The organism is Burkholderia sp. Ax-1720 (assembly GCF_011753035.1).
Lineage (GTDB): Bacteria > Pseudomonadota > Gammaproteobacteria > Burkholderiales > Burkholderiaceae > Burkholderia > Burkholderia gladioli.
In genome coordinates this window covers 14,027-39,114 of sequence record NZ_VWWK01000029.1, presented here as the reverse complement: position 1 = coordinate 39,114, position 25,088 = coordinate 14,027, and the positions used below count along the sequence as shown (strand labels likewise).

Annotated in this window: 20 protein-coding genes; 13 read left to right on the top strand and 7 right to left on the bottom strand. The window is 69.1% G+C overall.

Annotation, left to right across the window (positions count from 1 at the left end; translation table 11 throughout):
* The first annotated feature begins 27 nt into the window (after nt 1-27).
* The 5 genes from F3J18_RS12060 to F3J18_RS12040 all read left to right on the top strand — a co-directional run bounded on the left by F3J18_RS12060 (nt 28) and on the right by F3J18_RS12040 (nt 4,945).
* Nucleotides 28-804, top strand: coding sequence for an ABC transporter substrate-binding protein (locus tag F3J18_RS12060; RefSeq protein ID WP_013699032.1), 777 nt, complete (start codon nt 28-30; stop codon nt 802-804).
* A 181-nt stretch (nt 805-985) separates the two neighbouring features.
* A complete protein-coding gene (gene hisQ / locus F3J18_RS12055; protein ID WP_025096598.1) occupies nt 986-1,675 on the top strand; it encodes a histidine ABC transporter permease HisQ in 690 nt (229 codons plus the stop codon).
* Nucleotides 1,672-2,385 carry an ABC transporter permease gene (locus F3J18_RS12050; RefSeq protein ID WP_013699034.1) on the top strand — a complete coding sequence of 238 codons (714 nt, stop codon included), beginning with the start codon at nt 1,672-1,674 and terminating at the stop codon, nt 2,383-2,385. The genes hisQ and F3J18_RS12050 overlap by 4 nt, the downstream gene beginning before the upstream one ends.
* A gap of 18 nt (nt 2,386-2,403) precedes the next feature.
* A complete protein-coding gene (locus F3J18_RS12045) occupies nt 2,404-3,183 on the top strand; it encodes an ATP-binding cassette domain-containing protein (RefSeq protein WP_025096599.1) in 780 nt (259 codons plus the stop codon).
* 688 nt (nt 3,184-3,871) lie between these two features.
* Nucleotides 3,872-4,945, top strand: coding sequence for a porin (locus F3J18_RS12040; RefSeq protein WP_025096600.1), 1,074 nt, complete (start codon nt 3,872-3,874; stop codon nt 4,943-4,945).
* A 251-nt stretch (nt 4,946-5,196) separates the two neighbouring features.
* Here the strand turns inward: F3J18_RS12040 and F3J18_RS12035 are convergent, their stop codons facing one another.
* Both F3J18_RS12035 and F3J18_RS12030 read right to left on the bottom strand, forming a co-directional pair.
* Nucleotides 5,197-5,535: a P-II family nitrogen regulator gene (locus tag F3J18_RS12035; RefSeq protein WP_013699037.1), complete on the bottom strand. Its 339-nt coding sequence runs from the start codon at nt 5,533-5,535 to the stop codon at nt 5,197-5,199.
* Nucleotides 5,536-5,589: 54 nt separating this feature from the next.
* Nucleotides 5,590-7,275 carry an NAD+ synthase gene (locus F3J18_RS12030; protein WP_025096601.1) on the bottom strand — a complete coding sequence of 562 codons (1,686 nt, stop codon included), beginning with the start codon at nt 7,273-7,275 and terminating at the stop codon, nt 5,590-5,592.
* A 106-nt stretch (nt 7,276-7,381) separates the two neighbouring features.
* Here F3J18_RS12030 and F3J18_RS12025 point away from each other — a divergent pair, with 106 nt between their 5' ends.
* Together F3J18_RS12025 and F3J18_RS12020 are read left to right on the top strand one after the other, a co-directional pair.
* Nucleotides 7,382-8,563, top strand: a complete 1,182-nt coding sequence (locus tag F3J18_RS12025) for a GNAT family N-acetyltransferase (RefSeq protein ID WP_166912918.1) — start codon at nt 7,382-7,384, stop codon at nt 8,561-8,563.
* Nucleotides 8,564-8,625: 62 nt separating this feature from the next.
* Nucleotides 8,626-9,135 carry a GIY-YIG nuclease family protein gene (locus F3J18_RS12020; protein WP_166912917.1) on the top strand — a complete coding sequence of 170 codons (510 nt, stop codon included), beginning with the start codon at nt 8,626-8,628 and terminating at the stop codon, nt 9,133-9,135.
* Nucleotides 9,136-9,277: 142 nt separating this feature from the next.
* Here the strand turns inward: F3J18_RS12020 and ppa are convergent, their stop codons facing one another.
* Nucleotides 9,278-9,805, bottom strand: a complete 528-nt coding sequence (gene ppa, locus F3J18_RS12015) for an inorganic diphosphatase (RefSeq protein ID WP_013699041.1) — start codon at nt 9,803-9,805, stop codon at nt 9,278-9,280.
* 248 nt (nt 9,806-10,053) lie between these two features.
* Here ppa and F3J18_RS12010 point away from each other — a divergent pair, with 248 nt between their 5' ends.
* From F3J18_RS12010 to F3J18_RS12000, 3 genes are all read left to right on the top strand, one after another.
* Nucleotides 10,054-11,493, top strand: coding sequence for an aldehyde dehydrogenase family protein (locus tag F3J18_RS12010; protein ID WP_025096604.1), 1,440 nt, complete (start codon nt 10,054-10,056; stop codon nt 11,491-11,493).
* An 88-nt stretch (nt 11,494-11,581) separates the two neighbouring features.
* On the top strand, nt 11,582-12,340 hold the full coding sequence (locus F3J18_RS12005; RefSeq protein ID WP_166912916.1) for an SDR family oxidoreductase: 759 nt from the start codon (nt 11,582-11,584) through the stop codon (nt 12,338-12,340).
* Between the two features lie 106 nt (nt 12,341-12,446).
* Nucleotides 12,447-13,751 carry an MFS transporter gene (locus F3J18_RS12000; protein ID WP_017920073.1) on the top strand — a complete coding sequence of 435 codons (1,305 nt, stop codon included), beginning with the start codon at nt 12,447-12,449 and terminating at the stop codon, nt 13,749-13,751.
* 81 nt (nt 13,752-13,832) lie between these two features.
* On the opposite strand, the gene F3J18_RS11995 is transcribed toward F3J18_RS12000, so the two are convergent.
* Genes F3J18_RS11995 through hemC form a run of 3 tightly spaced genes read right to left on the bottom strand, consistent with a single transcriptional unit; the run spans nt 13,833 to nt 18,195 of the window.
* Nucleotides 13,833-15,023, bottom strand: a complete 1,191-nt coding sequence (locus tag F3J18_RS11995; protein ID WP_166912915.1) for a heme biosynthesis protein HemY — start codon at nt 15,021-15,023, stop codon at nt 13,833-13,835.
* Nucleotides 15,024-15,025: 2 nt separating this feature from the next.
* The gene (gene hemDX / locus F3J18_RS11990) at nt 15,026-17,227 is read right to left on the bottom strand and encodes a fused uroporphyrinogen-III synthase HemD/membrane protein HemX (RefSeq protein WP_166912914.1); all 2,202 of its coding nucleotides are present in this window, start codon (nt 17,225-17,227) and stop codon (nt 15,026-15,028) included.
* On the bottom strand, nt 17,224-18,195 hold the full coding sequence (gene hemC / locus F3J18_RS11985) for a hydroxymethylbilane synthase (RefSeq protein ID WP_025096609.1): 972 nt from the start codon (nt 18,193-18,195) through the stop codon (nt 17,224-17,226). The genes hemDX and hemC overlap by 4 nt, the downstream gene beginning before the upstream one ends.
* A gap of 203 nt (nt 18,196-18,398) precedes the next feature.
* Between hemC and ppc the strand changes: the two genes are divergently transcribed.
* From ppc to argH, 3 genes are all read left to right on the top strand, one after another.
* Nucleotides 18,399-21,500, top strand: a complete 3,102-nt coding sequence (gene ppc / locus F3J18_RS11980) for a phosphoenolpyruvate carboxylase (RefSeq protein WP_166912913.1) — start codon at nt 18,399-18,401, stop codon at nt 21,498-21,500.
* 363 nt (nt 21,501-21,863) lie between these two features.
* Nucleotides 21,864-22,727, top strand: a complete 864-nt coding sequence (locus F3J18_RS11975) for a helix-turn-helix transcriptional regulator (protein ID WP_166912912.1) — start codon at nt 21,864-21,866, stop codon at nt 22,725-22,727.
* Between the two features lie 122 nt (nt 22,728-22,849).
* Nucleotides 22,850-24,256, top strand: a complete 1,407-nt coding sequence (argH, locus tag F3J18_RS11970; protein WP_166912911.1) for an argininosuccinate lyase — start codon at nt 22,850-22,852, stop codon at nt 24,254-24,256.
* Nucleotides 24,257-24,342: 86 nt separating this feature from the next.
* Here argH and F3J18_RS11965 read toward each other — a convergent pair whose 3' ends face one another.
* Complete coding sequence (locus tag F3J18_RS11965; protein WP_166912910.1) at nt 24,343-25,086, bottom strand: lysozyme inhibitor LprI family protein; 744 nt, start codon at nt 25,084-25,086, stop codon at nt 24,343-24,345.
* Nucleotides 25,087-25,088: the final 2 nt, after the last annotated feature.

Genomic DNA, 25,088 nt, shown 5'->3' with positions numbered 1-25,088 from the left:
GCAAGCAGCAGCCGCAAGAGGAAACTGATGAACAAGCTCGCCCTGTGCGCAGCGCTCGCCCTGATGGCGGGCGGCGCCTTCGCGAAGGAATGGAAAACGGTCCGGATCGGTGTCGATGCCAGCTATCCGCCGTTCGAGTCGGTCGCGAAGAACGGCGACATCGTCGGCTTCGACGTCGACCTGACTCGCGAGATCTGTACCCGGATCGCCGTGCGCTGCACCTGGGTGGCCCAGGATCTCGACGGCATCATCCCGGCGCTGAAGGCCCGCAAGTTCGACGTGATCGTCTCGTCGCTCACCGTCACCGACAAGCGCCGCGAGCAGATCGACTTCTCGGACAAGCTGTACGACGCGCCCGCGCGCATGATCGCCAAGGCCGGCTCGCCGCTGCTGCCGACGGTGGCCTCGCTCAAGGGCAAGACGGTCGGCGTCGAGCAGGGTTCGACGCAGGAAACCTACGCGAAGACCTACTGGGAAACCCAGGGCGTGACGATCGTGCCGTACCAGAACCAGGACCAGGTCTATGCCGACCTGGGCACCGGCCGGCTCGACGCCGCGCTGCAGGACGAGCTGCAGGCCGACTACGGCTTCCTGCGCACGCCGCGCGGCAAGGGCTTCGCCTGGGCAGGCCCCGAGGTGAAGGACCCGAAGACCATCGGGGACGGCACCGCGATCGGCCTGCGCAAGGAGGACACGGACCTGAAGGCGAAGATCAACGCCGCCCTCGCCGCGATGCACCAGGACGGGACGTACGACAGGCTGTCGCACAAGTACTTCTCGTTCAGCGTGTATTCGGCGAAGTAACCACGTTTCGGCCTGGGCGGCCGCCGCGCGCCGAGCGTGCACGGCGGCCGCCCAGGCAGGAAGAAGTCGCACGCCGCCCGGCGGAATCACCGGACGGCCCGACCCACACGCACGGGGCGTGCCGCCCGATACGCGGCACGCGTCTTTCGCGGCGCATACGACGCGCCGCCGAGGACCACATATGTTTCTCCAAGGCTACGGCCCGCTGATACTTTCCGGCACCTGGCAGACCGTCAAGCTCGCGGTGCTGTCGTTGATCCTGTCGTTCATCCTGGGCCTGCTCGGCGCCGGCGCGAAGCTCTCGCGCAACCGCTTCTCGAACGGCATCGGCACGCTCTACACCACGCTGATCCGCGGCGTGCCCGACCTGGTGCTGATGCTGCTGCTGTTCTACAGCATCCAGATCTGGCTGAACCAGCTCACCGACCTGATGAGCTGGGACCAGATCGACATCGACCCGTTCGCCGCCGGCGTGCTGGTGCTGGGCTTCATCTACGGCGCCTACTTCACCGAAACCTTCCGCGGCGCCTTCCTGTCGGTGCCGCGCGGCCAGCTGGAAGCCGGCGCCGCCTACGGCATGAGCAGCTGGCAGGTGTTCACGCGCGTGATGTTCCCGCAGATGATGCGCTTCGCGCTGCCCGGCATCGGCAACAACTGGCAGGTGCTGGTCAAGTCCACCGCGCTGGTGTCGATCATCGGCCTGGCCGACGTGGTCAAGGCCTCGCAGGACGCCGGCAAGGGCACGCTGCGTTTCTTCTTCTTCACGCTGCTCGCGGGGGCCATCTACCTCGCGATCACGACGATCTCGAACTTCGTGCTGATGTGGCTGGAAAAGCGCTACTCCACGGGTGTGCGCAAGGCGGAACTATGATCGAGCTGATTCAGGAATACTGGCGCAACTACCTGTATACGGACGGGTACCGCTTCACCGGCGTGGCGATCACACTGTGGCTGCTGGTGGTGTCGATCGGGCTGGGCTTCTGCCTGTCGGTGCCGCTCGCCTGCGCGCGCGTGTCCAAGCGGCGCTGGCTGTCGGGCTCGGTGTGGCTCTACACCTACGTGTTCCGCGGCACGCCGCTCTACGTGCAGCTGCTGCTCTGCTACACCGGCCTCTACAGCCTGCAGGTGGTGCGCGACACCACCATGCTCAACCAGTTCTTCCGCGACGGCATGCACTGCACGCTGCTGGCCTTCACGCTGAACACCTGCGCATACACCACCGAGATCTTCGCCGGCGCGATCAAGTCGACGGCCTATGGCGAGATCGAGGCCGCGCGCGCCTACGGCATGTCGACCTTCACGCTGTATCGCCGCGTGATCCTGCCTTCGGCGCTGCGCCGCGCGCTGCCGCTCTACAGCAACGAAGTGATCCTGATGCTGCACGCCACCACGGTGGCGTTCACGGCCACCGTGCCCGACATCCTCAAGATCGCGCGCGACGTCAATTCGGCGACCTACATGTCGTTCCACGCGTTCGGCATCGCCGCGCTCCTCTATCTCGCGATCTCGTTTACGCTCGTGTGGCTGTTCCGCCAGGCCGAGCGACGCTGGCTCGCCTACCTGCGCCCGCAAGGCAAATAAACGGCGCGAGGACTCCTGATGAATTCCCAGATGCACAAGCTTTTCGTCGACGATCTCCACAAGCAGTACGGCAGCAACGAAGTTCTCAAGGGCGTGTCGCTGAAGGCCCACGCCGGCGACGTGATCAGCGTGATCGGCTCGTCCGGCTCGGGCAAGAGCACCATGCTGCGCTGTATCAACTTCCTCGAACAACCGAACGCCGGGCGCATCTTCGTCGACGGCGAAGAGGTGCGCACCGCGAAGGACAAGGGCGGCGCGCTGAAGGCGGCCGACACCAGGCAACTGCAGCGCGTGCGCACCAAGCTGGCGATGGTGTTCCAGCACTTCAACCTGTGGTCGCACATGAACGTGCTCGAGAACGTGATCGAGGCGCCGGTGAACGTGCTGAAGCTGTCGCGCCGCGAGGCCGAGGAACGCGCCCGCGAATATCTCGAGAAGGTGGGCCTCGCGCCGCGCCTCGAGAAGCAGTATCCCTCGCATCTTTCCGGCGGCCAGCAGCAGCGCGTGGCGATCGCCCGCGCGCTGGCCATGCAGCCCGACGTGATGCTGTTCGACGAGCCCACCTCGGCGCTCGATCCAGAGCTGGTGGGCGAGGTGCTGAAGGTGATGCAGAAGCTGGCCGAGGAAGGCCGGACCATGATCGTGGTGACGCACGAGATGGGCTTCGCACGCAACGTCTCGAACCACGTGATGTTCCTGCACCAGGGCCGCGTCGAGGAAGAAGGCGCGCCGGCCGAGGTGTTCGGCAATACCCGCAGCGAACGCCTCAAGCAGTTCCTGTCGGGCAGCCTGAAGTAATCGCCCCTTTCCCTGGCCGGCATCGCATGGCGCGGTGCCGGCAGTCTCCCGCCCTTCTTTTCGTTACCGATGCGATCGACGCATCGCGCTTCCCGACCTCCACCTCCCCCTTCTCCACGCTTGCCTCGCGCAAACCGCTGCGGCATCGCATTTGTTTAGAAAAACGAAGTAAACAAACAAGGCCGGCACTCCCACTATCCGGTCATTCTTTTACGGATAGCTAACGAATTCAGCCTCTCGCCGAGGTACGCCGGTCGTGTCATCGCGTCAATAGTGGCAATCCTTGACCCCCCCTCCCGGAAACCGTGAACGCCTTGTGCAGCAAGCCTTTGCGGCATGTTTCCGAACCCTCCCGGAACGGTCGCGCCCCGTCATTATGGCAATTTGGCGACACCAGCTAGTCAAACAACGATTTTCGTCGCCACGAAAGTGTATTTTTGCTAAATTAGTAACCAAAGTAGCAAAACGAAAGTCATGAAATGTAGTTTGACTTCATGACACAGGAGACCCCCGGCTTGCCCGATCGGCAAAACGGCCTGCAAAACGGTTCGTCCGCACAAGAAACGCGCCAGCCTACCCGGCAGCCGCAGGTGGTCTCCCTGGTTATCCCATGTTGACCGGATGCATTGCGCATCCGGCATCTTGCGCAGTTGGTGGGTTGACTTTTTGACAGGGTATGGAGGAGATGATGAAGAAAGCATTGCTCGCGGCAGCATTGATGACTGCCGGGGTGGCAGCGCAGGCGCAAAGCAGCGTGACGCTGTACGGTCGCCTGGACGCAGGGCTCGAATACCTGAACGGCGGCCAGGCCGGCCACACGATCCGCGCGGAAAGCGGTGACTGGGGCACCAGCCTGTGGGGCATCAAGGGTGTCGAGGACCTCGGCGGCGGTTACAAGGTGCTGTTCCACCTCGAAGGTGCGTTCAACACCATGACCGGCGGCATGGGCTCGAGCGGCACGATCTGGGATCGTTTCGCGACGGTCGGTATCTCGAACGACGCCTACGGTACCCTGCTGCTGGGTCGCGAACTCGCGATCGCCAACGGCGTGTGGGACTTCGATCCGTTCGGTCAGTCGAACTGGTCGACCGCCTCGCTGGTGCGTGGCCGTAACTGGAACAAGACCAGCAACAACATTTCGTATCAGTCGCCGAACATCTACGGCTTCGACGCCTACGGCCAGTACGCGCTGTCGAACGCCACCAACTTCAACGGCAACGGCACCACCAACCAGGGCCGCAGCGCCGGTCTGCAGTTGACCTACACGAACTCGCTGTTCCAGTTGCGCGGCCTGTACGACGAAGCGCGCGATCCGGCCAACGGCAAGCTCGACGACGTGTTCAACTACTCGCGCGAATACTTCGCGGGTGCGAACGTGTTCCTCGGCCCGTTCAAGCTGCAGGCTTCGTACCAGTCGTCGCACGCTGACGGCGCACCGGCCGCCAACAACGGCATCACGACGACGCAGCAGGTCTGGGGCGGCGTGACGTGGCAAGCCACGCCGGCGGCAGCGCTGATCGCGGCGGTCTACCACGTGAACGCCAACAACGGCGGCGGCAATGCCACGATCTACACGATCGGCGGTTCGTACAACCTGTCCAAGCGCACCCTGCTCGACCTGCAGGCTGCCACGCTGCGCAACAGCAAGACGGCCAACTTCGGCCTGAACGCCAATCCGGCGGGCACGGCGGTTTCGACCGGCAACCCGAAGGCTGGCGGTTCGCAGACCGGCGTCTACGCAGGTATCCAGCACCTGTTCTGATCGTCGCGAGACGCATCAGGCATTACAAGACATCGAGTTTCACGCTGCTGCGAGAGGCGCGTATCGGTGCGGTACCCGAAGGGGTATCGCACCGTTTTTTATTTGGTGCGCGCGCAACTTGATGGAATTCCCGACGACGAACACCGGCCTCGCGCCGGCCGTCGCCGTAAACGACAATGGCCCGGCGAACCCGGGCCATGCCGAAACCGGCTCGCCGCGCGGCAGCGCGCGAGCCGTCACGAAAACGGCGCTCAGACCGCCGCTTCGTTCTCCTCGCCGGTGCGGATGCGGATCACGCGCTCGACGTCGGACACGAAGATCTTGCCGTCGCCGATCTTGCCGGTGCGCGCCGCGCCGATCACGGCGTCGATCACCTGGTCGACCTGGTCGGCCGCCACCACCACCTCGATCTTCATCTTGGGCAGGAAGTCGACCACGTATTCGGCGCCGCGATAGAGCTCGGTATGACCCTTCTGGCGGCCGAAGCCCTTCACTTCCGTCACGGTGAGGCCCGTCAGGCCGACCTCGGCGAGCGCCTCGCGCACTTCGTCGAGCTTGAACGGTTTGATGATGGCGGTAATGCGTTTCATGATGATGCTCCGGGTAAGGGGACGTCCTGGACGGATTCTACGCGCGACGCCCCATCAGTCGATGCGTTCCGTGAAGCGCGAGGTGATCGGGTAGCGCCAGTCGCGGCCGAACGCGCGGTGCGTGACGCGGATCCCGATCGGCGCCTGGCGCCGCTTGTATTCGTTGATCTTGATGAGGCGCGTGACGCGCGTCACGTCGGCTTCGTCGTAACCGGCCGCGACGATCTCGGCCAGCGGCCGGTCCTCCTCCATGTACATGCGCATGATCGCGTCGAGCGCGTCGTAGGACGGCAGGCTGTCCTGGTCGGTCTGGTTCTCGCGCAGCTCGGCCGAGGGCGCGCGCGTGAGGATCCGCTCCGGGATCACCGCCAGCCTGCCGAACTCGGCGGCCGCGTTGCGGTAGTGGCAGAGACGATAGACCAGGGTCTTGGCGATGTCCTTGATCACCGCGAAGCCGCCCGCCATGTCGCCGTAAAGCGTGCAGTAGCCGACCGCCATCTCGCTCTTGTTGCCGGTGGTCAGCACGATCGAGCCGAACTTGTTCGACAGCGCCATCAGCAGCGTGCCGCGGATCCGCGCCTGGATGTTCTCCTCGGTCGCGTCTTCCTCGCGGCCGGCGAACTCGGCGGCCAGCGAGGCGCGGAACGCGTCGAACATCGGCGCGATCGCGATCTCGTCGTAGCGCACGCCGACGCGACGCGCCATGTCGGCCGCGTCGGTGGTCGAGATATCGGCCGTGTAGCGCGAGGGCATCATCACCGCGCGCACCCGATCGGGCCCGAGCGCGTCGCAGGCCACCGCCAGCACCAGGGCCGAATCGACGCCGCCCGACAGGCCGATCAGCGCGCCGGGGAAACCGTTCTTGCCGATGTAGTCGCGCACCCCGAGCACCAGCGCGCGATAGACCTGGGCCTCGGTCGACAGCGCCGGCGCGATCTCGCCGGGCAGCGGCCGCGCGCCCTCGAACTCGACGATCGCGTGCCCTTCCTCGAACTGCGCCATGCGCGCCACCAGCTCGCCCGCGCCGTCGAGCACGAAGGAGCCGCCGTCGAACACCAGTTCGTCCTGGCCGCCGACCAGGTTCACATAGACCATCGGCAGGCCGGTCTCGCGAATCCGCGCACGCAGGATGTCGACGCGCACCGCGTCCTTGTTCATGTGATACGGCGAGCCGTTCGGCACCAGCAGCACCTCGGCGCCGGCCGCCTTGGCGAGCTGGGCGGCCGAGGCGTGCCAGACGTCCTCGCAGATCACGATGCCGAACCGGGTGCCGTTCAGCTCGAACACGCAGGGTTGCGGATCCGTCGCGAAATAGCGCTTCTCGTCGAACACCTCGGTATTGGGCAGGTCCTGCTTGCGATAGGTCGCCACCACCTTGCCGCCGACGATCAGCGAGGCGGCGTTGTAGGTGCCGACGGGGGCGGCGCCGCGCTCGATCGGGCGGTTTGCATTACCATCGGCGCTGGACTCGCGCAGCGGATGGCCGACCAGCACCGCCAGGCCTTCCAGCGGCGCCAGGCGCGCCGCCAGCTCGGCCAGCGCCTCGGCAGCGGCCGCGAAGAAGGCCGGACGCAGCAGCAGGTCCTCGGGCGGGTAGCCCGACAAGGCCAGCTCCGGCGCGACCAGCAGCTGCGCACCATCCTTGTGCGCGGCACGCGCGGCCTCGACGAGGCGGACGACGTTACCGGCGAAATCGCCGACGGTGACGTTCAGTTGGGCAAGAGCGATACGGGTTTTCATGACGGAACCTGCGCGGCCGGGCGGGCCGCGTGACGAATGCCTCCGGGCGCATCAACGGCGCGCCGCGCCTGTCGCGCGCATGCCGATCGAAACGGATCTCAGACGGTTGAAACACGAACGCATCGATTATCGCATGGGGCTCCTGAGCTCTCCGCTGGAAGTGGATGCCGGCGAGTGGAACGCCCTGCTGGCTCGACAGGCGCATCCCACGCCCTTCCTGCGCCACGAATTCCTCGCCGCGCTGCACGCCACCGGCTGCGCGGTCGGCGAGACCGGCTGGTCGCCGAATTTCCTCACCCTGAGCGAGGCCGACACGGGCGCGCTGGTGGCGGCCTCGCCCGTCTATGCCAAGCAGCATTCGTACGGCGAGTACGTGTTCGACTGGGCCTGGGCCGACGCCTACCAGCGCAATGGCGTGCCCTATTACCCGAAGCTGCTCTGCGCGGTGCCCTTCACGCCGGTGCAGGGCACGCGCCTGATCGCCGCCAACGAGCGCGCGCGGCGCCAGCTCGCCGCCACCCTGGTGGCGCTGGCCGAGCAGAGCGAGGTGTCCTCGCTGCACGTGCTGTTCCCGACCGGCGAGGAAGCCGGCCTGCTGGCCGAGATGGGCATGATGCTGCGCGAGGGCGTGCAGTTCCACTGGCTCAACGACGGCTATCGCCATTTCGACGATTTCCTCGCCACGCTCGAACAGAAGAAGCGCAAGAACATCCGCGCCGAACGGCGCAAGGTGGCCGAGGCTGGTGTCAGCTTCCGCCGCGTGCGAGGCGAGGATGCCAGCGACGCCGACTGGCGCTTCTTCTCGCGCTGCTACCGGCAAACCTATCGCGAGCACCATTCGAGCCCGTACCTGAACCTCGATTTCTTCCGCCGGATCGGCGAGACCATGCCCGAGAACCTGCTGCTGGTGATCGCCGAGGCCGAAGGCAAGCCGATCGCCAGCGCGCTGGCCGTCTACGCGCGCGGCGAGGACGGCGGCGGCACGCTCTACGGGCGCTACTGGGGCGCGCTCGAACACGTGCCCTGCCTGCACTTCGAGACCGCCTACTACCAGCTGCTCGAGTTCTGCATCGAGGAGAAGCTCGGCGCCTTCGAGGGCGGCGCGCAAGGCGAGCACAAGCTCGCGCGCGGCTTCATGCCGACCGTCACGCACTCGGCGCACTGGCTCGCGCACCCGGCTTTCTCGGACGCGGTGGGCGATTTCCTCAAGCGCGAGACCGGGCAGATCCACGCCTACGTGGACGAGCTGCGCGAGCACAATCCCTTCAAGGACGGCGGCACGCGATGAGGCCGCCGGCGCGCGGCGCGGTTTTTCTGAGACACTGACGGCTTCGCTTCCCCGGCCGCGCCATGTCCTGGTACCTGTATCTGATCGAATGCGAGGACGGCAGCGTCTACACCGGCATCACCACCGACGTCGACGCCCGCTTCGCCCAGCACGCCAACGGCACCGGCGCGCGCTACACGCGCTCGCGCAAGCCGCGTGCGGTGCTGGCCTCGTTCGAGCTGGCCGACCGCTCCAGCGCCTCGCGCGCCGAATACTGGGTCAAGCGCCTGACGCCCGCGCAGAAACGCGAACTGGCCGGCGGCCGGCGTTCGCTGGATTCGGTGCTGCCGGCCGTGATCGCGGTCGATGATGACGAGGCGATCGAGGCAATCGAGGCAATCGAGCCCACCGTCACGCCGCTCGACATGGCCATCGACGCAGCGCTCGCCCAGGTTCCGCTCGCGGCAACCGCACCCGAAGCCGGCCCGGCCGCGATCGAAGTCGGCATCGAGGTCCAGGCCGAACCGGCACTCGACGCAACCCCGCCCAAACGCGCCCGCCGCTCCCGCACCACCCGCTCCCCGCGCGCCTGAACCCGCCTGAACCCGCTAACCGGGCACGCGCCCATGAAAAAACCGCGCGGCCCCGAGACGGGACACGCGCGGTTTCGCGCAAGTCGGCGGCAGCAGCCCGGCGCGGCCTCTCGGCACGCCGGCCCGGCGCCGCGACGCGGGCTTACTTCTGGGCGTTGGCCACGCCTTCCGAGATTTCCTTGTGGGCGGCCTCGATGCCGGCCCAGCCGTCGACCTTCACCCACTTGCCCTTCTCGAGCGCCTTGTATTGCTCGAAGAAGTGCTTGATCTGGTCCTTCAGGTACTCGGGCACGTCGTCCAGCGACTTGAGGTTGGCCGTCATCGGGCACACCTTGTCGTGCGGCACGGCGATCAGCTTGGCGTCGACGCCCGACTCGTCGGTCATCTGCAGCATGCCGAGCGCGCGCGAACGCACCACCGAGCCGGCCAGCAGCGGGAACGGGGTGATCACCAGCACGTCGACCGGATCGCCGTCGCCCGACAGCGTCTGCGGGATGAAGCCGTAGTTGACCGGATAACGCATGCCGGTGCCGACGAAGCGATCGACCACCAGCAGGCCGAGATCCTTGTCGGCCTCGTACTTGACCGGGTCGCTTTGCGCCGGAATTTCGATGATGACGTTGAAATCGTGCGGCAGATCCTTGCCGGCCGGAACATTGCTGAAGCTCATGAGCGCTCTCTGCATGACGATGGGAAAACGGGACGGGGCGCAAACGATCTCGCCCCCGCGAAGAGCCGCCATTATAGCCAATCACCCGATGGCGCTCCGGCGAAGTTAGGTGCACACTTGCCCGCGGCGCGAACAAAATGCAGGCCCCGCGGCTGCCGTGATCGCCGCGCCTGGCCTGCCATGCATCACCGCCCCAGCATCCGCAGCAGCTTCGGTCGTACCTCGATACCCAGGAGCCAGGAGCAGGCATGGAAGAGGCAAGGCACTTCATCGCGGGCGAATGGGTCGCGCCCGCGAACGGCGAGACGATCGCCGTGATCGACCCGTCCGACGGTGCGCCGTTCGCGCGCCTGGCACGCGGCAGCGCCGCCGACATCGACGCCGCCGTGCGCGCGGCGCGCGGTGCCTTCGAGGGCGCCTGGGGCGCCACCAGCGCGGCCGAACGCGGCCGCTTGCTGTTCCGGCTCTCGCAGCGCGTGGCCGAGCAGCAGGAGGCGCTCGCCCAGCTCGAATGCCGCGATACCGGCAAGCCGCTCAAGCAGGCGCGCGCCGACGCCGCGGCGCTGGCGCGCTACTTCGAGTTCTACGCCGGCGCGGCCGACAAGCTGCACGGCGAGACCCTGCCCTACCAGAACGGCTATACCGTGCTGACGATCCGCGAAGCCCACGGCGTCACCGGCCATATCGTGCCCTGGAACTACCCGATGCAGATCTTCGGCCGCAGCGTCGGCGCGGCGCTGGCCACCGGCAATGCCTGCGTGGTCAAGCCGGCCGAGGACGCTTGCCTGTCGCTGCTGCTGGTGGCGCGCCTGGCGGCCGAGGCGGGCCTGCCGGGCGGCGCGCTCAACATCGTGACCGGCTACGGCCACGAGGCCGGCGCCGCGCTGTCCGCGCATCCTGGCATCGACCACATCTCCTTCACCGGTTCGCCCGACACCGGCCGGCTGGTCGCGCAGGCCGCCGCCGAGCGCCACGTGCCGGTCACGCTGGAGTTGGGCGGCAAGTCCCCGCAGATCGTGTTCGCCGATGCCGACCTCGACGCGGCGCTGCCGGTGCTGGTCTCGGCGATCGTGCAGAACGGCGGGCAGACCTGCTCGGCCGGCAGCCGCGTGCTGATCGAGCACGGCGTCTACGAGCCGCTGCTGGACCGGCTCGCGACCGCCTTCAACGCGCTGCGCGTGGGCCCGGGCCTGGCCGACCTCGACTGCGGCCCGCTGATCAACGCGAAACAGCAGCAGCGCGTCTGGGATTTCCTGTCCGACGCGCAGCACGACGGCATCGCCATGGCCGCGCACGGCGAGGTGGTGCCGGAGGCGCCCGAAAGCGGCTTCTACCAGGCGCCCACCCTGCTGCGCGACGTGCCGCCCGGGCATCGTCTCGCGCAGGAAGAGGTGTTCGGCCCGGTGCTGGCCGCGATGCGCTTTCGCGACGAAGACGAAGCGCTGGCGCTCGCCAACGGCACCGCCTACAGCCTGGTGGCCGGCATCTGGACCCGCGACGGCGCGCGCCAGATGCGCCTCGCGCGGCGCGTGCGCGCCGGCCAGGTGTTCGTCAACAACTATGGCGCGGGCGGCGGCGTCGAGCTGCCCTTCGGCGGCAGCGGGCGCTCGGGCCACGGGCGCGAGAAGGGCTTCGAGGCGCTCTACGGCTTCACCGTGCTCAAGACCATCGCGCTGAAGCACGGCTAGTCGGCACGCGGCGCGGCACGTTTCAAGCGGCGCCCGGCGGCGAGGCCGGCGCGCCTTCCGATCATCGACACGAGACAGGAGACGATTCATGCGGCTTGCGGGCAAGACAGCCATCGTCACGGGCGGCGGCTCGGGATTCGGCGAGGGCATCGCCAAAACCTACGCGCGCGAGGGCGCGAACGTGGTGGTCAACGACCTGAACGGCGCGGCCGCCGAGCGCGTGGCCAGCGAGATCGCGGTGGCGGGCGGCAAGGCGATCGCGGTGCCCGGCGACGTCTCGCGCGGCGAGGACTGGCGCGCCCTGCTGGCCGCCACGCTGGAGGATTTCCGCCAGGTCCACATCCTGGTCAACAACGCCGGCACCACGCATCGCAACAAGCCGGTGCTGGAGGTCGGCGAGGCCGAGTACGACCGCGTCTACGCGGTCAACATGAAGAGCCTGTTCTGGAGCGTGCAGACCCTGGTGCCGTATTTCCGCCAGGCCGGCGGCGGCGTGTTCGTCAACATCGCCTCCACCGCCGGCATCCGGCCGCGCCCGGGACTGGTCTGGTACAACAGCACCAAGGGCGCGATGATCACCGCCAGCAAGGCGCTGGCGGCCGAGCTCGGCGCCGACCGGATCCGCGTCAACTGCATCAACCCGGTGCTCGGCGAGACCGGCCTGATGACCGAGTTCATGGGCGTCGAGGACACCCCCGAGAACCGCCAGCGCTTTCTCGCGACGATCCCGTTGGGCCGCCTCTCGACCCCGCAGGACATCGCCAACGCGGCGCTCTACCTGGCTTCGGACGAAGCCGAGTTCATCACCGGCACCTGCCTCGAGGTGGACGGCGGCCGCTGCATCTGAGCGGCGCGGAGACCGCGGCGCCGCGATGCGCCCGGCCCTTCCGGCAAAGCGGTACCGGCAGCACCGGCAGGACCTCAAAAATCAAGACAACGCAAGGAGACGACCCATGGCAAGCACCGCACCGGCCTATCCCGGCCAGCCGTCCGCGTTCGAGACGGCCACCTACAGGAAGGTCACCTGGCGGCTCGCGCCGCTCCTGATGCTCTGCTACGTGGTCGCCTACCTCGACCGCGTCAACGTCGGTTTCGCCAAGCTGCAGATGGCCGCCGACCTGAACCTGTCGGACACCGTCTACGGCCTGGGCGCCGGCATCTTCTTCTTCGGCTACTTCCTGTTCGAGGTGCCGAGCAACATCATCCTGCACAAGGTGGGCGCGCGCGTCTGGATCGCGCGGATCATGATCACCTGGGGGCTGATCTCGGCGCTGATGATGTTCGTCACCACGCCGGCGATGTTCTACGTGATGCGCTTCCTGCTCGGGGTGGCCGAGGCCGGCTTCTTCCCCGGCGTGATCCTCTACCTGACCTACTGGTACCCGGCCAACCGGCGCGGGCGCATGACCACCTTCTTCATGACCGCGATCGCGCTGTCGGGCGTGATCGGCGGCCCCGTGTCGGGCTATATCCTCAAGACCTTCCACGGCAGCAACGGCTGGGCCGGCTGGCAGTGGCTGTTCCTGCTGGAGGGGATTCCCTCGATCCTGGTCGGCCTGCTGGTGCTGGCCGCGCTCGAGGACCGCATCGCCAAGGCCGCCTGGCTGAGCGACGAGGAAAAGGCGCTGCTCACACGCAACGTGCAGGCCGAGGAGGCGCTCAAGGACGACCATTCGATCGGCCGCGTGCTGGCCAGCCCGCGCGTGTGGCTGATGGCGCTGATCTACTTCTCCTTCGTGATGGGGCTGTACGGCGTGGGCTTCTGGCTGCCGACCATCATCAAGTCGACCGGCGTGACCGACTCGTTCACGATCGGCCTGCTCTCGGCGATCCCCTACGCGGCCGCCGTGGTCGGCATGATCCTGATCGCGCGCAGCGCCGACCGCCGCCGCGAGCGCCGCTGGCACGTCGCGCTGCCCGCCGCGCTGGGCGCGATCGGCTTGCTGCTGTCGGTGGTCTGGGCGCACCAGACCGCGCTGGCGATGGTCGGCCTCACGCTCGCCACGATCGGCATCCTCACCACCCTGCCGCTGTTCTGGAGCCTGCCCACCGCCTTCCTGGGCGGCACCGCGGCGGCGGCCGGCATCGCCCTGGTCAACTCGATCGGCAACCTGGCCGGTTTCCTGAGCCCCTACATGATCGGCTGGCTCAAGCAGGCCACCGGCAGCAACGACGCGGGGATGGTGATGCTGGCCGCGTTCTGCGTGCTGGGCGGCCTGCTGGCGCTGTCGGTGCCGAAGGCGCTGGTGAACCGCTGAGGCCAGCCGGCCGAGGCCGACAATGCAAAACGGCAGCCTCCAGGGCTGCCGTTTGCGTTTGCGGCGCGCGAAGCGCCTGCCTCAGCCGAGCTGTGCCGCCAGCGCGCTTTCGCGGTAATGGCGCGCGGCCTTCTCCTGGTCGCCGAGATGCTCGAACAGGCTGGCCAGCGCGCGATGCGCGCGAACCTTCAGCGCCTCGCTGTCGGACAGCTTCAGCGCCGATTCCAGGAAGGATTGCGCCTTGCCCCACAGCTGCTGCTTCTGGCAGAGCCGGCCCAGGGCCACCAGCAGCTCGGCGTCGTCGGGATGATCGCGCTTCCAGCCTTCGGCCTTCTGGATCAGCGGTAGCGCATCGCTGCCAGCCGTGTCGGGATAACGACGCAGCAGGCGCGCATCCCAGTTGTGGGCCAGCGCGTCCTCGACGATGCGGCGCGCCTCGGGCTGGCGCTCCAGCGTGACCAGCAGCTCGGCGGCCAGGTCGGCCAGGCGCGGCGATTGCCGCTCGGCGGCCGACAGCGACTGCCACACTTCCAGCAGCGCATCGGCGTCGTGGCGACGGTCGCGCAGCAGATGCTCGGCGGCCTGCTGGCGCATCCGCACCGCGGCGGCCGGATGCAGCGCCTCGCGCTTCTCCAGCGCCTTGGCAAGCTTCAGCACCTCGGCCCAGTTCTTCAACTGCTGCTGGGCGCGCAGCGCGACCTGCTGCGCATGGATGCGCTTGCCGCCCGAAGCCTGCATCTCGGCCAGCGCGGCCAGCGCGCCCTCGGCGTCGCGCGCCTCGGCGCGCATGTCGGCGGTGGCCAGCAGGCGCGCCTCCTGCCATTCGTTGGCATCGACGCGGGCCAGCCATTCGTCGCGGCGCGCGTACTCGTGCATGCGATGCGCGGCGACCGCGCCCACCAGGCCCGCCGCGCTCTGGTTGTCGTCGACCGACAGCGCGTCGCGCGCGGCCTTCTCGGCGCGCGAGAAACGGCCCGCGTAGAGATTGGCGATCGCCTCGCGCAGCGAGGCATGCGCCTTCTCGTGGCGCATCCGCTTGCGATAGGCGGCCACCCGCTGCGGCATGCGCCAGATGTTGCGCACGATGCGCAACAGCGCGTAGATCACCACGAACAGCACCACGATCGAGACGATGAACAGGTTCAGCGATACGTCGACGCGATACGGCGGGTAGACGATCAGCACCTGCCCGCCGTCGAAGCGGCCGACCGTCGCGAGCGCCACGGCGATCGCGAACAGCACGGCCAGCCAGAGGATTCCTCGCAGCGTCATCGTCAACCCCGGCTCTTGAACTGTTGGATGGCGTTGAGGCTGGTGCTCAGGTTCGGCACCGCCACCGACAGCGACGCGGCATCGACCTGCTTCAACAGATCCTCGACGGTCCGGGTGTCCTTCGACGAGGCGTCGAAGTAATGGGCGAGCGCCGCCTGCGCCGCGTGCAGGTCCGACTTCATCGCCGAATCGTTGCGCGCGAGCAGCGACAGGCGCGCCGTCAGCAGGCGCAGCTTGACGTTCTCGCGCACGAAGTAGCCCTGCTCGGGCGAGGTCAGCATCGCATCGGCATTGTCGATGCGGCGCACCTGCACCAGGCTGGTCAGTTGCGCGCCGATGCCGGTGCTCACCTCGTGCCACCAGACCTTCCAGCGCGGCTGGCCGGTCGCGGCCGCCTCGCTGGCGATATCGCCCGGGTGGGCGGCGCGCGGCCGCGCCTGCCCGATCGGCGCCTCGCCCGACAGCGGCAGCGCGTCGATCCGGCCGATCGCGTCGTCGAGCTTGATGGCCAGGCCGGTGAGATCCACCGAGGGCGCACCCTTGAGCTTGTCGATGTCCTGCGCGATGGCCTTGCGCACCGCGATCGCCTGCGCGCCCTGCGAGGTCGCCAATTGTTGATCGGCGTTCTGCAGCGCGACCAGGGCCAGCGGGACGTTGCCCGTCAACTGCAATTGCTGGCTCGCGCCGGACAGGGTCTGCTCGACCTGGTCGAGCAGCCAGGCGTCGCGATTGCGCGAGAGATCCTGGTATTGCTGCTGCAGCGCCTGCTGCTGCGCCTGCGCGTCGGACAGCTTGCCGGCGAGCTGCGAGAGCTGGCCGTCCACCTGGTGCGCGTTGGCCAGCGCCTGGTCGGACTTGTTGCGGATCTCGGCGGTCGCCGCGTCGAGCGCCTTCTGCCGCTGCACCGCGAGCTGGTCGAGCTTCTCGATCTTGCGGTTCAGCACGAAGCCGCCCGCGCCTGCCGCGCAGGCCAGCACCACCACCACGCACCACAGCAGCACGCCGGCGGTACCGCCCGAGCGGCGCGGCGGCTGCGCCTCGAAGGGCGTGAAGGGGGCATTGGACGGCGTCGTGGGCCGCGGGGGCGCGGCGGCGGCCTGGGAGGAAGCCTTGCTGGAATCGTTGGTATCTGTCATGCGAGAGGGCACCGATGCGGCTTGCGCCGCGTGAGCGGCCGAGTCGGCCAACGTTCGGAAGGCGTGGACGATGCGCTCATCGCCCGCGCCGGACTGCGTAATCGTATCAAAACCCATGGCCCGCGCCGTATCCGCGATGCGCGGATGGGGCGCGACCAGCGGCGCGTGCCGCAGCGCGTCGCGCTCGGTGCCGGTCAGGTGCTCGTCGGCCAGCTCGCGCAGGTTGCGCACGCCTTCCGAGCTGGTCACCAGCCAGGCATGCGGCTCGCCCGCCAGCAGCGCGTGCACGCGCTCCCAGGCGCCGATCGAAGGCTCCGGCACGATGCGGCGGTAGGCGGCCACCAGCTCGACCTCGGCGCCGGCCTCGCGCAGCCGGTTCGAGAGCCAGTCGCGGCCGCCGTCGCCGCGCACGATCAGCACGCGCTTGCCGGCCAGCGGGCCGACCGCGGCCGACGCTGCGGGGGAATCGGACGAAGGGAAGGAATCGGGGCCCGGGTTCGCGAGAGGCTGGGCCGCGGCGCCGGCTGGATCGCCGGGAACGACAGGCTTCGCGCCCTCGCTGCTGCATTCATCGCCGCCATGACGACCATGGTCGTCGGTGGCGACGCCCGCGCCGGCGCCCGACGAAGCACGCGGCACGACAGGCACGAAGGCGCGCTCGATCTGCGCGTAAAGGCTTTCCGAGTCGTAGCGCGGTTCGTCGCCGCCCTTGTCCTCGGGCTGCGTGCCGGGCGCGATCACGCGATGCGCGGGCGCCGCGATGCCGTGGCGCGCCAGCGCGGCCACGCTGCCGGGACCGACCACGCCGACCGGCAGCGAATGCGGCCAGATCGCGTTGAAACGCGCCAGCGCCCGGTCGATCGCGTTCGGCGAGACGAACACCACCAGCGCATAGGCATCGAGCCGCGCGAAGGCCGCGTCGAGCGGCGCCGGATCGGCCACCGGCGCGATGTCGATGAGCGGGAAGTCGAAGGCCTCGATGCCGGCCGCCGCGAGTTGCGCGGCGAGCGCAGCCGATTGCCCCTCGGGCTTCGTCAGCACTGCCGTGAACGCGCGGGTCCGGGTCATCGGGTCTGGTCTCCGAGCAGCGCCTCGATGATCTCGAAGGCGCCCTGCCGTTCGAGTTCGTCGGACACCTGTTTGCCGAGCGCGAGCGCCTCGTCGGGGGTGGTCACGGCCGCGTCCTGGCGCACCGTCAGCACGCGCGTGCCGCTGGTGTTCGACACGCGCCCCGTCAGCTCGAGCCGCTCGCCGTGCCAGATCGCATGCGCGGCCAGCGGCACCGAGCAACTGCCGCCCAGCGCGCGTGACACCATCCGCTCGGCCTCGGCGGCCAGCGCGGTGGCGCTGTCGTGCAGCGGCGCGAGCCAGCGCGCCACGTCGGTGCGCGCGGCCGCGATCTCGATGCCGAGCGCGCCCTGGCCGGCGGCCGGCGGGCTGGTCTCGACGTCGATCAGCGCGCGGATCCGATCGCCGAGCCCGAGCCGCTTGAGCCCGGCCGCGGCCAGGATGATCGCCGCGTAGTCGCCGCGATCGAGCTTGGCCAGGCGCGTATCGAGATTGCCGCGCAGCGGACGCACGTCGAAGTCCAGATAGTGGGCGCGCAGCATCGCCTCGCGGCGCAGGCTGGAGGTGCCGACGATCGCACCGGTGGGCAGATCGTCGAGAGAGGCGTAATCATTGGAGACGAAGGCGTCGCGCGGATCCTCGCGGCTCATCACGGTGCTCAGCACGAAGCCCTCGGGCAGCGACATCGGCACGTCCTTGAGCGAATGCACCGCCAGGTCGGCCCGGCCGTCGGCCAGCGCATTCTCCAGTTCCTTCACGAATAGACCCTTGCCGCCGACCTTTGACAAGGTACGGTCGAGAATCTGGTCACCGCGCGTGGTCATCCCGAGGATTTTCACGTCGCAAGCTGGATATAATTTGCGCAGCGCATCACGCACATGTTCAGCCTGCCACATCGCCAGGCGGCTTTCCCGCGAAGCGATGGTGAGCGTCGCCGGAGCGTCGGCCGTAAGAGTCTCGGAATTCATTGCAGCGGCATCGAAGGACGGGAATCAGGATCGGACAATGGTAGCACGCACGCCCGTCCCCTTTTCCCGGGCGGCGCGGCGCGCGAGCGAGGCCGCCCGCCGGCGGCCGGCGTGGTGCGCGGCGGTCCGCCGCCGCTGTTTCCCGTATCGCAGTCAGTGCCCGAAGTCTCCCGTTCACTCGTGCTTTCCCAAGGAAACCCATCGTGAAGTCCTCCGGATCGGCGCGCGCCGCGCGCCGCAATACTGCCTCGTCCAACGTCACCGCGCCGGCGTCCGCCGAAGCGCCCGCGCAAGCGCGCGGCAAGCAGGCCGCCAGCCCGGCCGGCCCAGTCACGACGAAACCGGCCCGCAAGACCGCCAGCAAGGCGGCCGCCAAGCCGGAAACCAAGCAGGCAAGCGCCGCGACCACGAAACCCGCCGCCCCGGCCACCTCGACCCGCTCGACCACCTCGCCCAAGCGCGCCGCCGCGCCGAAAACGAACGGCCGTACGCGCGAGGACAAGGACCTGCCGCTGTTCGAGGACATCCGCTACCTGGGACGCCTGCTCGGCGACGTGGTGCGCGAGCAGGAAGGCGACGCGGTGTTCCAGGTGGTCGAGACGATCCGCCAGCACGCCGTGAAATTCCGCCGCGAGGACGACCGCGAGGCCGCGCAGACGCTCGACCGCATGCTGCGCAAGCTCACGCCCGAGCAGACCGTCAGCGTGGTGCGCGCCTTCAGCTACTTCTCGCACCTGGCCAATATCGCCGAGGACCGCCATCACAACCGCCGCCGCCGCATCCACGCGCTGGCCGGCTCGACGCCGCAGGCCGGCACGGTCGGCTTCGCGCTGCAGACGCTGAAGGACGCCGGTGACGCCTCGGCCGAGGTGATCCGCCGCTTCTTCGAGGAGGCCCTGATCGTGCCGGTGCTGACCGCCCACCCGACCGAGGTGCAGCGCAAGAGCATCCTCGACGCCCAGCACGACATCGCCCGCCTGCTCGCCGAGCGCGACCAGCAACTGACCACGCGCGAGCGCTCGCACAACGAGTCACTGCTGCGCGCGCGCGTGACCTCGCTGTGGCAGACCCGCATGCTGCGCGACGCGCGCCTGACGGTCGGCGACGAGATCGACAACGCGCTGTCCTATTACCGCGCCACCTTCCTCGACGAGCTGCCGGCGCTCTACGCCGACATCGAGGAAGCGCTGGCCGAGCACGGCCTGGACGCGCGCGTGCCGGCCTTCTTCCAGATGGGCAGCTGGATCGGCGGCGACCGCGACGGCAACCCGAACGTGACCGCCGCCACCCTGGAGGAGGCGATCCATCGGCAAGGCACGGTGATCCTCGAGCACTACCTGGAGCAGGTCCACAAGCTCGGCGCCGAGCTGTCGGTCTCGCACCTGCTGGTGGGCGCCAGCGACGAAGTGAAGGCGCTGGCCGCGGCCTCGCCCGACCAGTCGCCGCATCGCGTCGACGAGCCCTACCGGCGCGCGCTGATCGGCATCTACACGCGCATCGCCGCCAGCGCCCGGGTGCGCCTGGGCGAGGGCGTGGTGGCGGTGCGCAGCGCCGGCCGCGGCGCGCCGCCGGTGCGCGCCACGCCCTATGCCGATTCCGAGGCCTTCGCGCGCGATTTGCGCGTGCTGCAGGAATCGCTGGTCGCGCATCACGGCGCCTCGCTGACCACGCCGCGCCTGGCACCGCTGGTGCGCGCCGCCGAGGTGTTCGGCTTCCACCTGGCCAGCATCGACCTGCGCCAGAGCTCGGACATCCACGAGGCGGTGATCGCCGAGCTGTTCGCGCGCGCCGGCGTCGAGGCCGACTACGCGGCGCTCGCCGAAGCCGACAAGCTGCGCGTGCTGCTGGCCGCGCTGGCCGACCCGCGCCCGCTGCGCATCCCCTACCTCGACTATTCCGATCTCGCGAAGAGCGAACTCGGCGTGCTCGAGAAGGCCCGCGACGTGCGTGCCCAGTTCGGCCCGCGCGCGGTGCGCAACTACATCATCTCGCACACCGAAACGGTGTCGGACCTGGTCGAGGTGCTGCTGCTGCAGAAGGAAACCGGCTTGCTGGAAGGCAGCTTCGGCGCGCACGGCCATGCCCGGCACGGCCTGATGGTGATTCCGCTGTTCGAGACCATCGCCGACCTGCAGAACGCGCCCGAGATCATGCGCGACTACTTCGCGCTGCCCGGCATGCAGGCGCTGGTCGCCCACCAGGGCGGCGAGCAGGAAGTCATGCTCGGCTACTCGGACAGCAACAAGGACGGCGGCTTCCTGACCTCGAACTGGGAGCTGTATCGCGCCGAGCTGTCCCTGGTCGAGCTGTTCAGCGCCCAGGGCATCAAGCTGCGCCTGTTCCACGGCCGCGGCGGCACGGTCGGCCGCGGCGGCGGCCCGACCTACCAGGCGATCCTCTCGCAGCCGCCGGGCACCGTGAACGGCCAGATCCGCCTGACCGAGCAGGGCGAGGTGATCGCCAGCAAGTTCTCGAACCCCGAGATCGGCCGGCGCAACCTGGAAACCGTGGTGGCCGCCACGCTGGAGGCCTCGCTGCTGCCGCGCAACAACGCGCCCGCGCAACTGCCGGCCTTCGAGGCGACCATGCAGACGCTGTCGGACGCGGCGATGGGCGCCTACCGCGCGCTGGTCTACGAGACGCCCGGCTTCAAGGACTACTTCTTCTCCTCGACGCCGATCAGCGAGATCGCCGAGCTCAACATCGGTAGCCGCCCGGCCTCGCGCAAGCTGCAGGACCCGAAGAACCGCAAGATCGAGGACCTGCGCGCGATTCCCTGGGGCTTCTCGTGGGGCCAGTGCCGGCTGCTGCTGACCGGCTGGTACGGCTTCGGCAGCGCCTTCGCGGCCTACCTCGACGGCGCGGCCAACTCGGCCAACCCCGCGGCCGAGCGCGCCAAGCGCCTGGCCCTGCTGCAGAAGATGAACCGCAGCTGGCCGTTCTTCTCGCACCTGCTGTCGAACATGGACATGGTGCTGGCCAAGACCGACCTGGCCGTGGCCTCGCGCTACGCCGAGCTGGTGGCCGACAAGAAGCTGCGCAAGCACGTGTTTGCGCGCATCGTCGCCGAATGGGAGCGCACCGCCGCCGCGCTGGCCGAGATCACCGGCCACCAGGCGCGGCTGGCGGCCAACCCGCTGCTGGCGCGTTCGATCAAGAATCGCTTCCCCTACCTCGATCCGCTCAACCACCTGCAGGTCGAGCTGATCAAGCGGCACCGCGCGGGCGACACCAATGCGCGCGTGCGGCGCGGGATCCATCTGACCATCAACGGCATCGCGGCGGGCCTGCGCAATACCGGCTGAGGCGCAAGACGGAGCTCGATGGCCGGCGGCGCTCTCGCGCGGCCGGCTGTCAGGGTACTCACTGACGAGGCGCGGACATCGGCAACGGCGTCCGCGCCTCGTCGTTTCAGGGGCCGCCGTTCACGCGGGCGGCCCGGCCGACGATCCACGCCCCGAGCGCCGCTGCGCGCCCTCGTGTCCATCGCCCCGTCCCGCCCAGTGCCGGCACGCCGCGCGCGACGACCCGCTACAATGGCGAACGCGCGGGTACCAGTATCGATCCGGGATGTATCCCGGTATCTGCACTACCCGCCACCAAGGCGGCGCACCTCGCGCCCGCCCCGTTCCGCCCCAGCGTTCGTCCTGACCCGCCCTGCCCCGCCCATGAGCCCGTCCCGCCCCGCTCCGCCCCCGCTCGACGCCACCCCGGCACGCGCGCTCGGCGATTTCATCCGCGCCCACCGCGAGCGCCTCACGCCCGAGGCGCTCGGCCTGCCGCCGGGTCCGCGCCGGCGCACGCCGGGCCTGCGCCGCGAGGAAGTGGCCCAGCTCTGCGGCGTGAGCCCGACCTGGTACACCTGGATCGAACAGGGCCGGCAAGTCTCGGCCTCGGCCGACGCGCTGGCGCGGATCGCCGTGGCGCTGCGCCTGTCGCGCGCCGAGCGCGCCTACCTGTTCGAGCTGGCGGCCCAGCGCGACCCGGCCGAGCCGGAGCTGGCCACCGCCGACGTGCCCGACACGCTGGTGGCCGCGGTCGACCTGATGGCGGCGCCCGCCTACGTGCTCGACCGCCAATGGAACGCGCTGGCCTGGAACGCGCCGGCCGCCGCGCTGTTCGCGGGCTGGCTGGACGGCGACCACGACCGCAACCTGCTGCGCTTCACCTTCCTCTCGCCGGCCGCGCGCGCGCTGATCGTCGATTGGGACACGCGCGCGCGGCGGCTGGTGGCCGAATTCCGCGCCGATTCGATCCGCCACCTGAACGACGCGCCCACCCGCGGCCTGATCGACGCGCTGCTGGCCGGCAGCGAAGCCTTCGCGCATTACTGGGCCTCGCAGGACGTGGTCGAGCGCGAGGGCGGCGAACGCGCCTTCACGCACCCGCGCGACGGCCACCTGGTCTACCAGCAGACCACGCTGAAGCCCGCGCATCGCGAGGACCTGAAATTCGTGGTGCTGATCCCCGGCGCGCCGGCCGAGGCGGGCCAAGCCGCCGCGCTCGAACCCGAAGCCGCCCCGCCGCGCTGACCACACGCCGCCGCCGGGCCGCCACGGCGCCGGGCGCCGCCCGGCCGGGCCGGGCGCCGTCGAATGCTAGAATCCGCATCTGCTCTGCGGCTCGCGCCGCTCCACCCTCCTTACGAATCGCCATGACGTCCCAATTGCACAAAAAGGGCGAGGCCTGGTCGGCCCGCTTCTCGGAACCGATGTCGGAACTGGTCAAGCGCTATACCTCGTCGGTGTTCTTCGACAAGCGCCTGGCCCTGGTCGACATCGCCGGCTCGCTCGCGCACGCGAAGATGCTCGCCGCGCAGAAGATCATCAGCGCCGACGACCTGGCCGCGATCGAGCGCGGCATGGCGCAGATCCAGGGCGAGATCGAGCGCGGCGAATTCGAGTGGCAGCTCGACCTCGAGGACGTCCACCTGAACATCGAGGCGCGCCTGACCGCGCTGATCGGCGATGCCGGCAAGCGCCTGCACACCGGCCGCTCGCGCAACGACCAGGTCGCCACCGACATCCGCCTGTGGCTGCGCGGCGAGATCGACCGCATCGGCGAGCTGCTGGTCGAGCTGCGCCGCGCGCTGCTGACGCTGGCCGAGCAGCACGCCGCCATCATCCTGCCGGGCTTCACCCACCTGCAGGTGGCGCAGCCGGTCACCTTCGGCCATCACCTGCTGGCCTATGTCGAGATGTTCACGCGCGACGCGGGCCGCATGCGCGACTGCCGCGCGCGCGTCAACCGCCTGCCGCTGGGCGCGGCCGCGCTGGCCGGCACCAGCTACCCGATCGACCGCCACGCGGTGGCCGCCACGCTCGGCTTCGACGGGATCTGCGCCAACTCGCTGGACGCCGTGTCCGATCGCGACTTCGCGATCGAATTCACCGCCGCCGCCGCGCTGGTGATGACGCACATCTCGCGCTTCTCGGAAGAGCTGGTGCTGTGGATGAGCCCGCGCGTGGGCTTCATCGATATCGCCGACCGCTTCTGCACCGGCTCGTCGATCATGCCGCAGAAGAAGAACCCGGACGTGCCCGAGCTCGCGCGCGGCAAGACCGGCCGCGTCAACGGCCACCTGATGGCCCTGCTGACGCTGATGAAGGGCCAGCCGCTGGCCTACAACAAGGACAACCAGGAAGACAAGGAGCCGCTGTTCGACACCGTCGACACGGTGGCCGACACGCTGCGGATCTTCGCCGAGATGGTGGCCGGCATCACGGTCAAGGCCGAGGCGATGCGCGCGGCCGCCCTGCAGGGCTTCTCGACCGCGACCGACCTGGCCGACTACCTGGTCAAGCGCGGCCTGCCGTTCCGCGACGCGCACGAAGCGGTCGCGCACGCGGTCAAGGTCTGCGACGACCGCGGCATCGACCTGGCCGACCTGACGCTCGAGGAAATGAAGCAGGAACTGCCGAACGTCGCCCATCTGATCGGCGACGACGTGTTCGGCTACCTGACGCTGGAAGGCTCGGTGGCGAGCCGCAACCACCCGGGCGGCACCGCGCCCGAGCAGGTGCGCGCCGCGATCGCGGCGGCCCGCGCGGCGCTCGACTGAGCCCGGCGCGCGGGCACCCGCCCAAACGAAAACGGACGCCTCGGCGTCCGTTTTTTTCATGGCGCCCGCCGACGGCAGGGCCAGGCTCACTTGTTGTTGACCGTCTCCGACAGCCGCTTGAGCGTGGCCACGCGCGCGCCGATCAGGTCGACGCGCTGCTCCTCGCTGATCATCGGCGTGGTGCCGTCGCGGAAGCTCACCCAGGCGCGCTGGGCGCGCACCAGCATCGGCCGCGAACGCGCCGGCATGCGCTTTTGCAGCTTCACGTAATAGCGGTTCAGGTCGAACAGCGCGTGCTCGCAGGCCGCGTCGTCCGAGCAGGCCCGCACGCGATGCACGGCATCGGCGCCGCCGTTGGGCCGAGCATAACGATCGGCCGCGTCGCGCAGCGACAGCGCGCGATCGCGCACCGGCTGGATCCGCATGTCCGCGCTCGCCATCGCGTACATGGTGCCGCTGGTGGTGGCGTAGACGGCCTGCGTCAGCAGGGTCTCGTCCTTGCGCCACAGCAGCCAGCGCCGCTGGCTTTCCTGCCAGCCGCGCCTGGCGGCCGGCGGCGCCACGTTCGTCAGTTGCTGGAAGGCCTCGTCGACGGCCGCGAGCCACTTGGTGCGCGCCTCGTCCATGCACTGGATCTGGCCGACCGTCGAGGAGCGGTCGCGCCGCGCCAGGCACTGGCGCATCGCCACGTCGACCGGATCGGCGGCCGCGACCTCGGCCCGCGCCGGCGCGGCCGCGCCGAGCCAGCCCGCGAAGGCCAGCACCGCCGACGCGAAGGCAGCGTGCGCGCGCCAGCCGCGCGCCTGGGCCGAGGTCCCGAGCCTGCTCATCG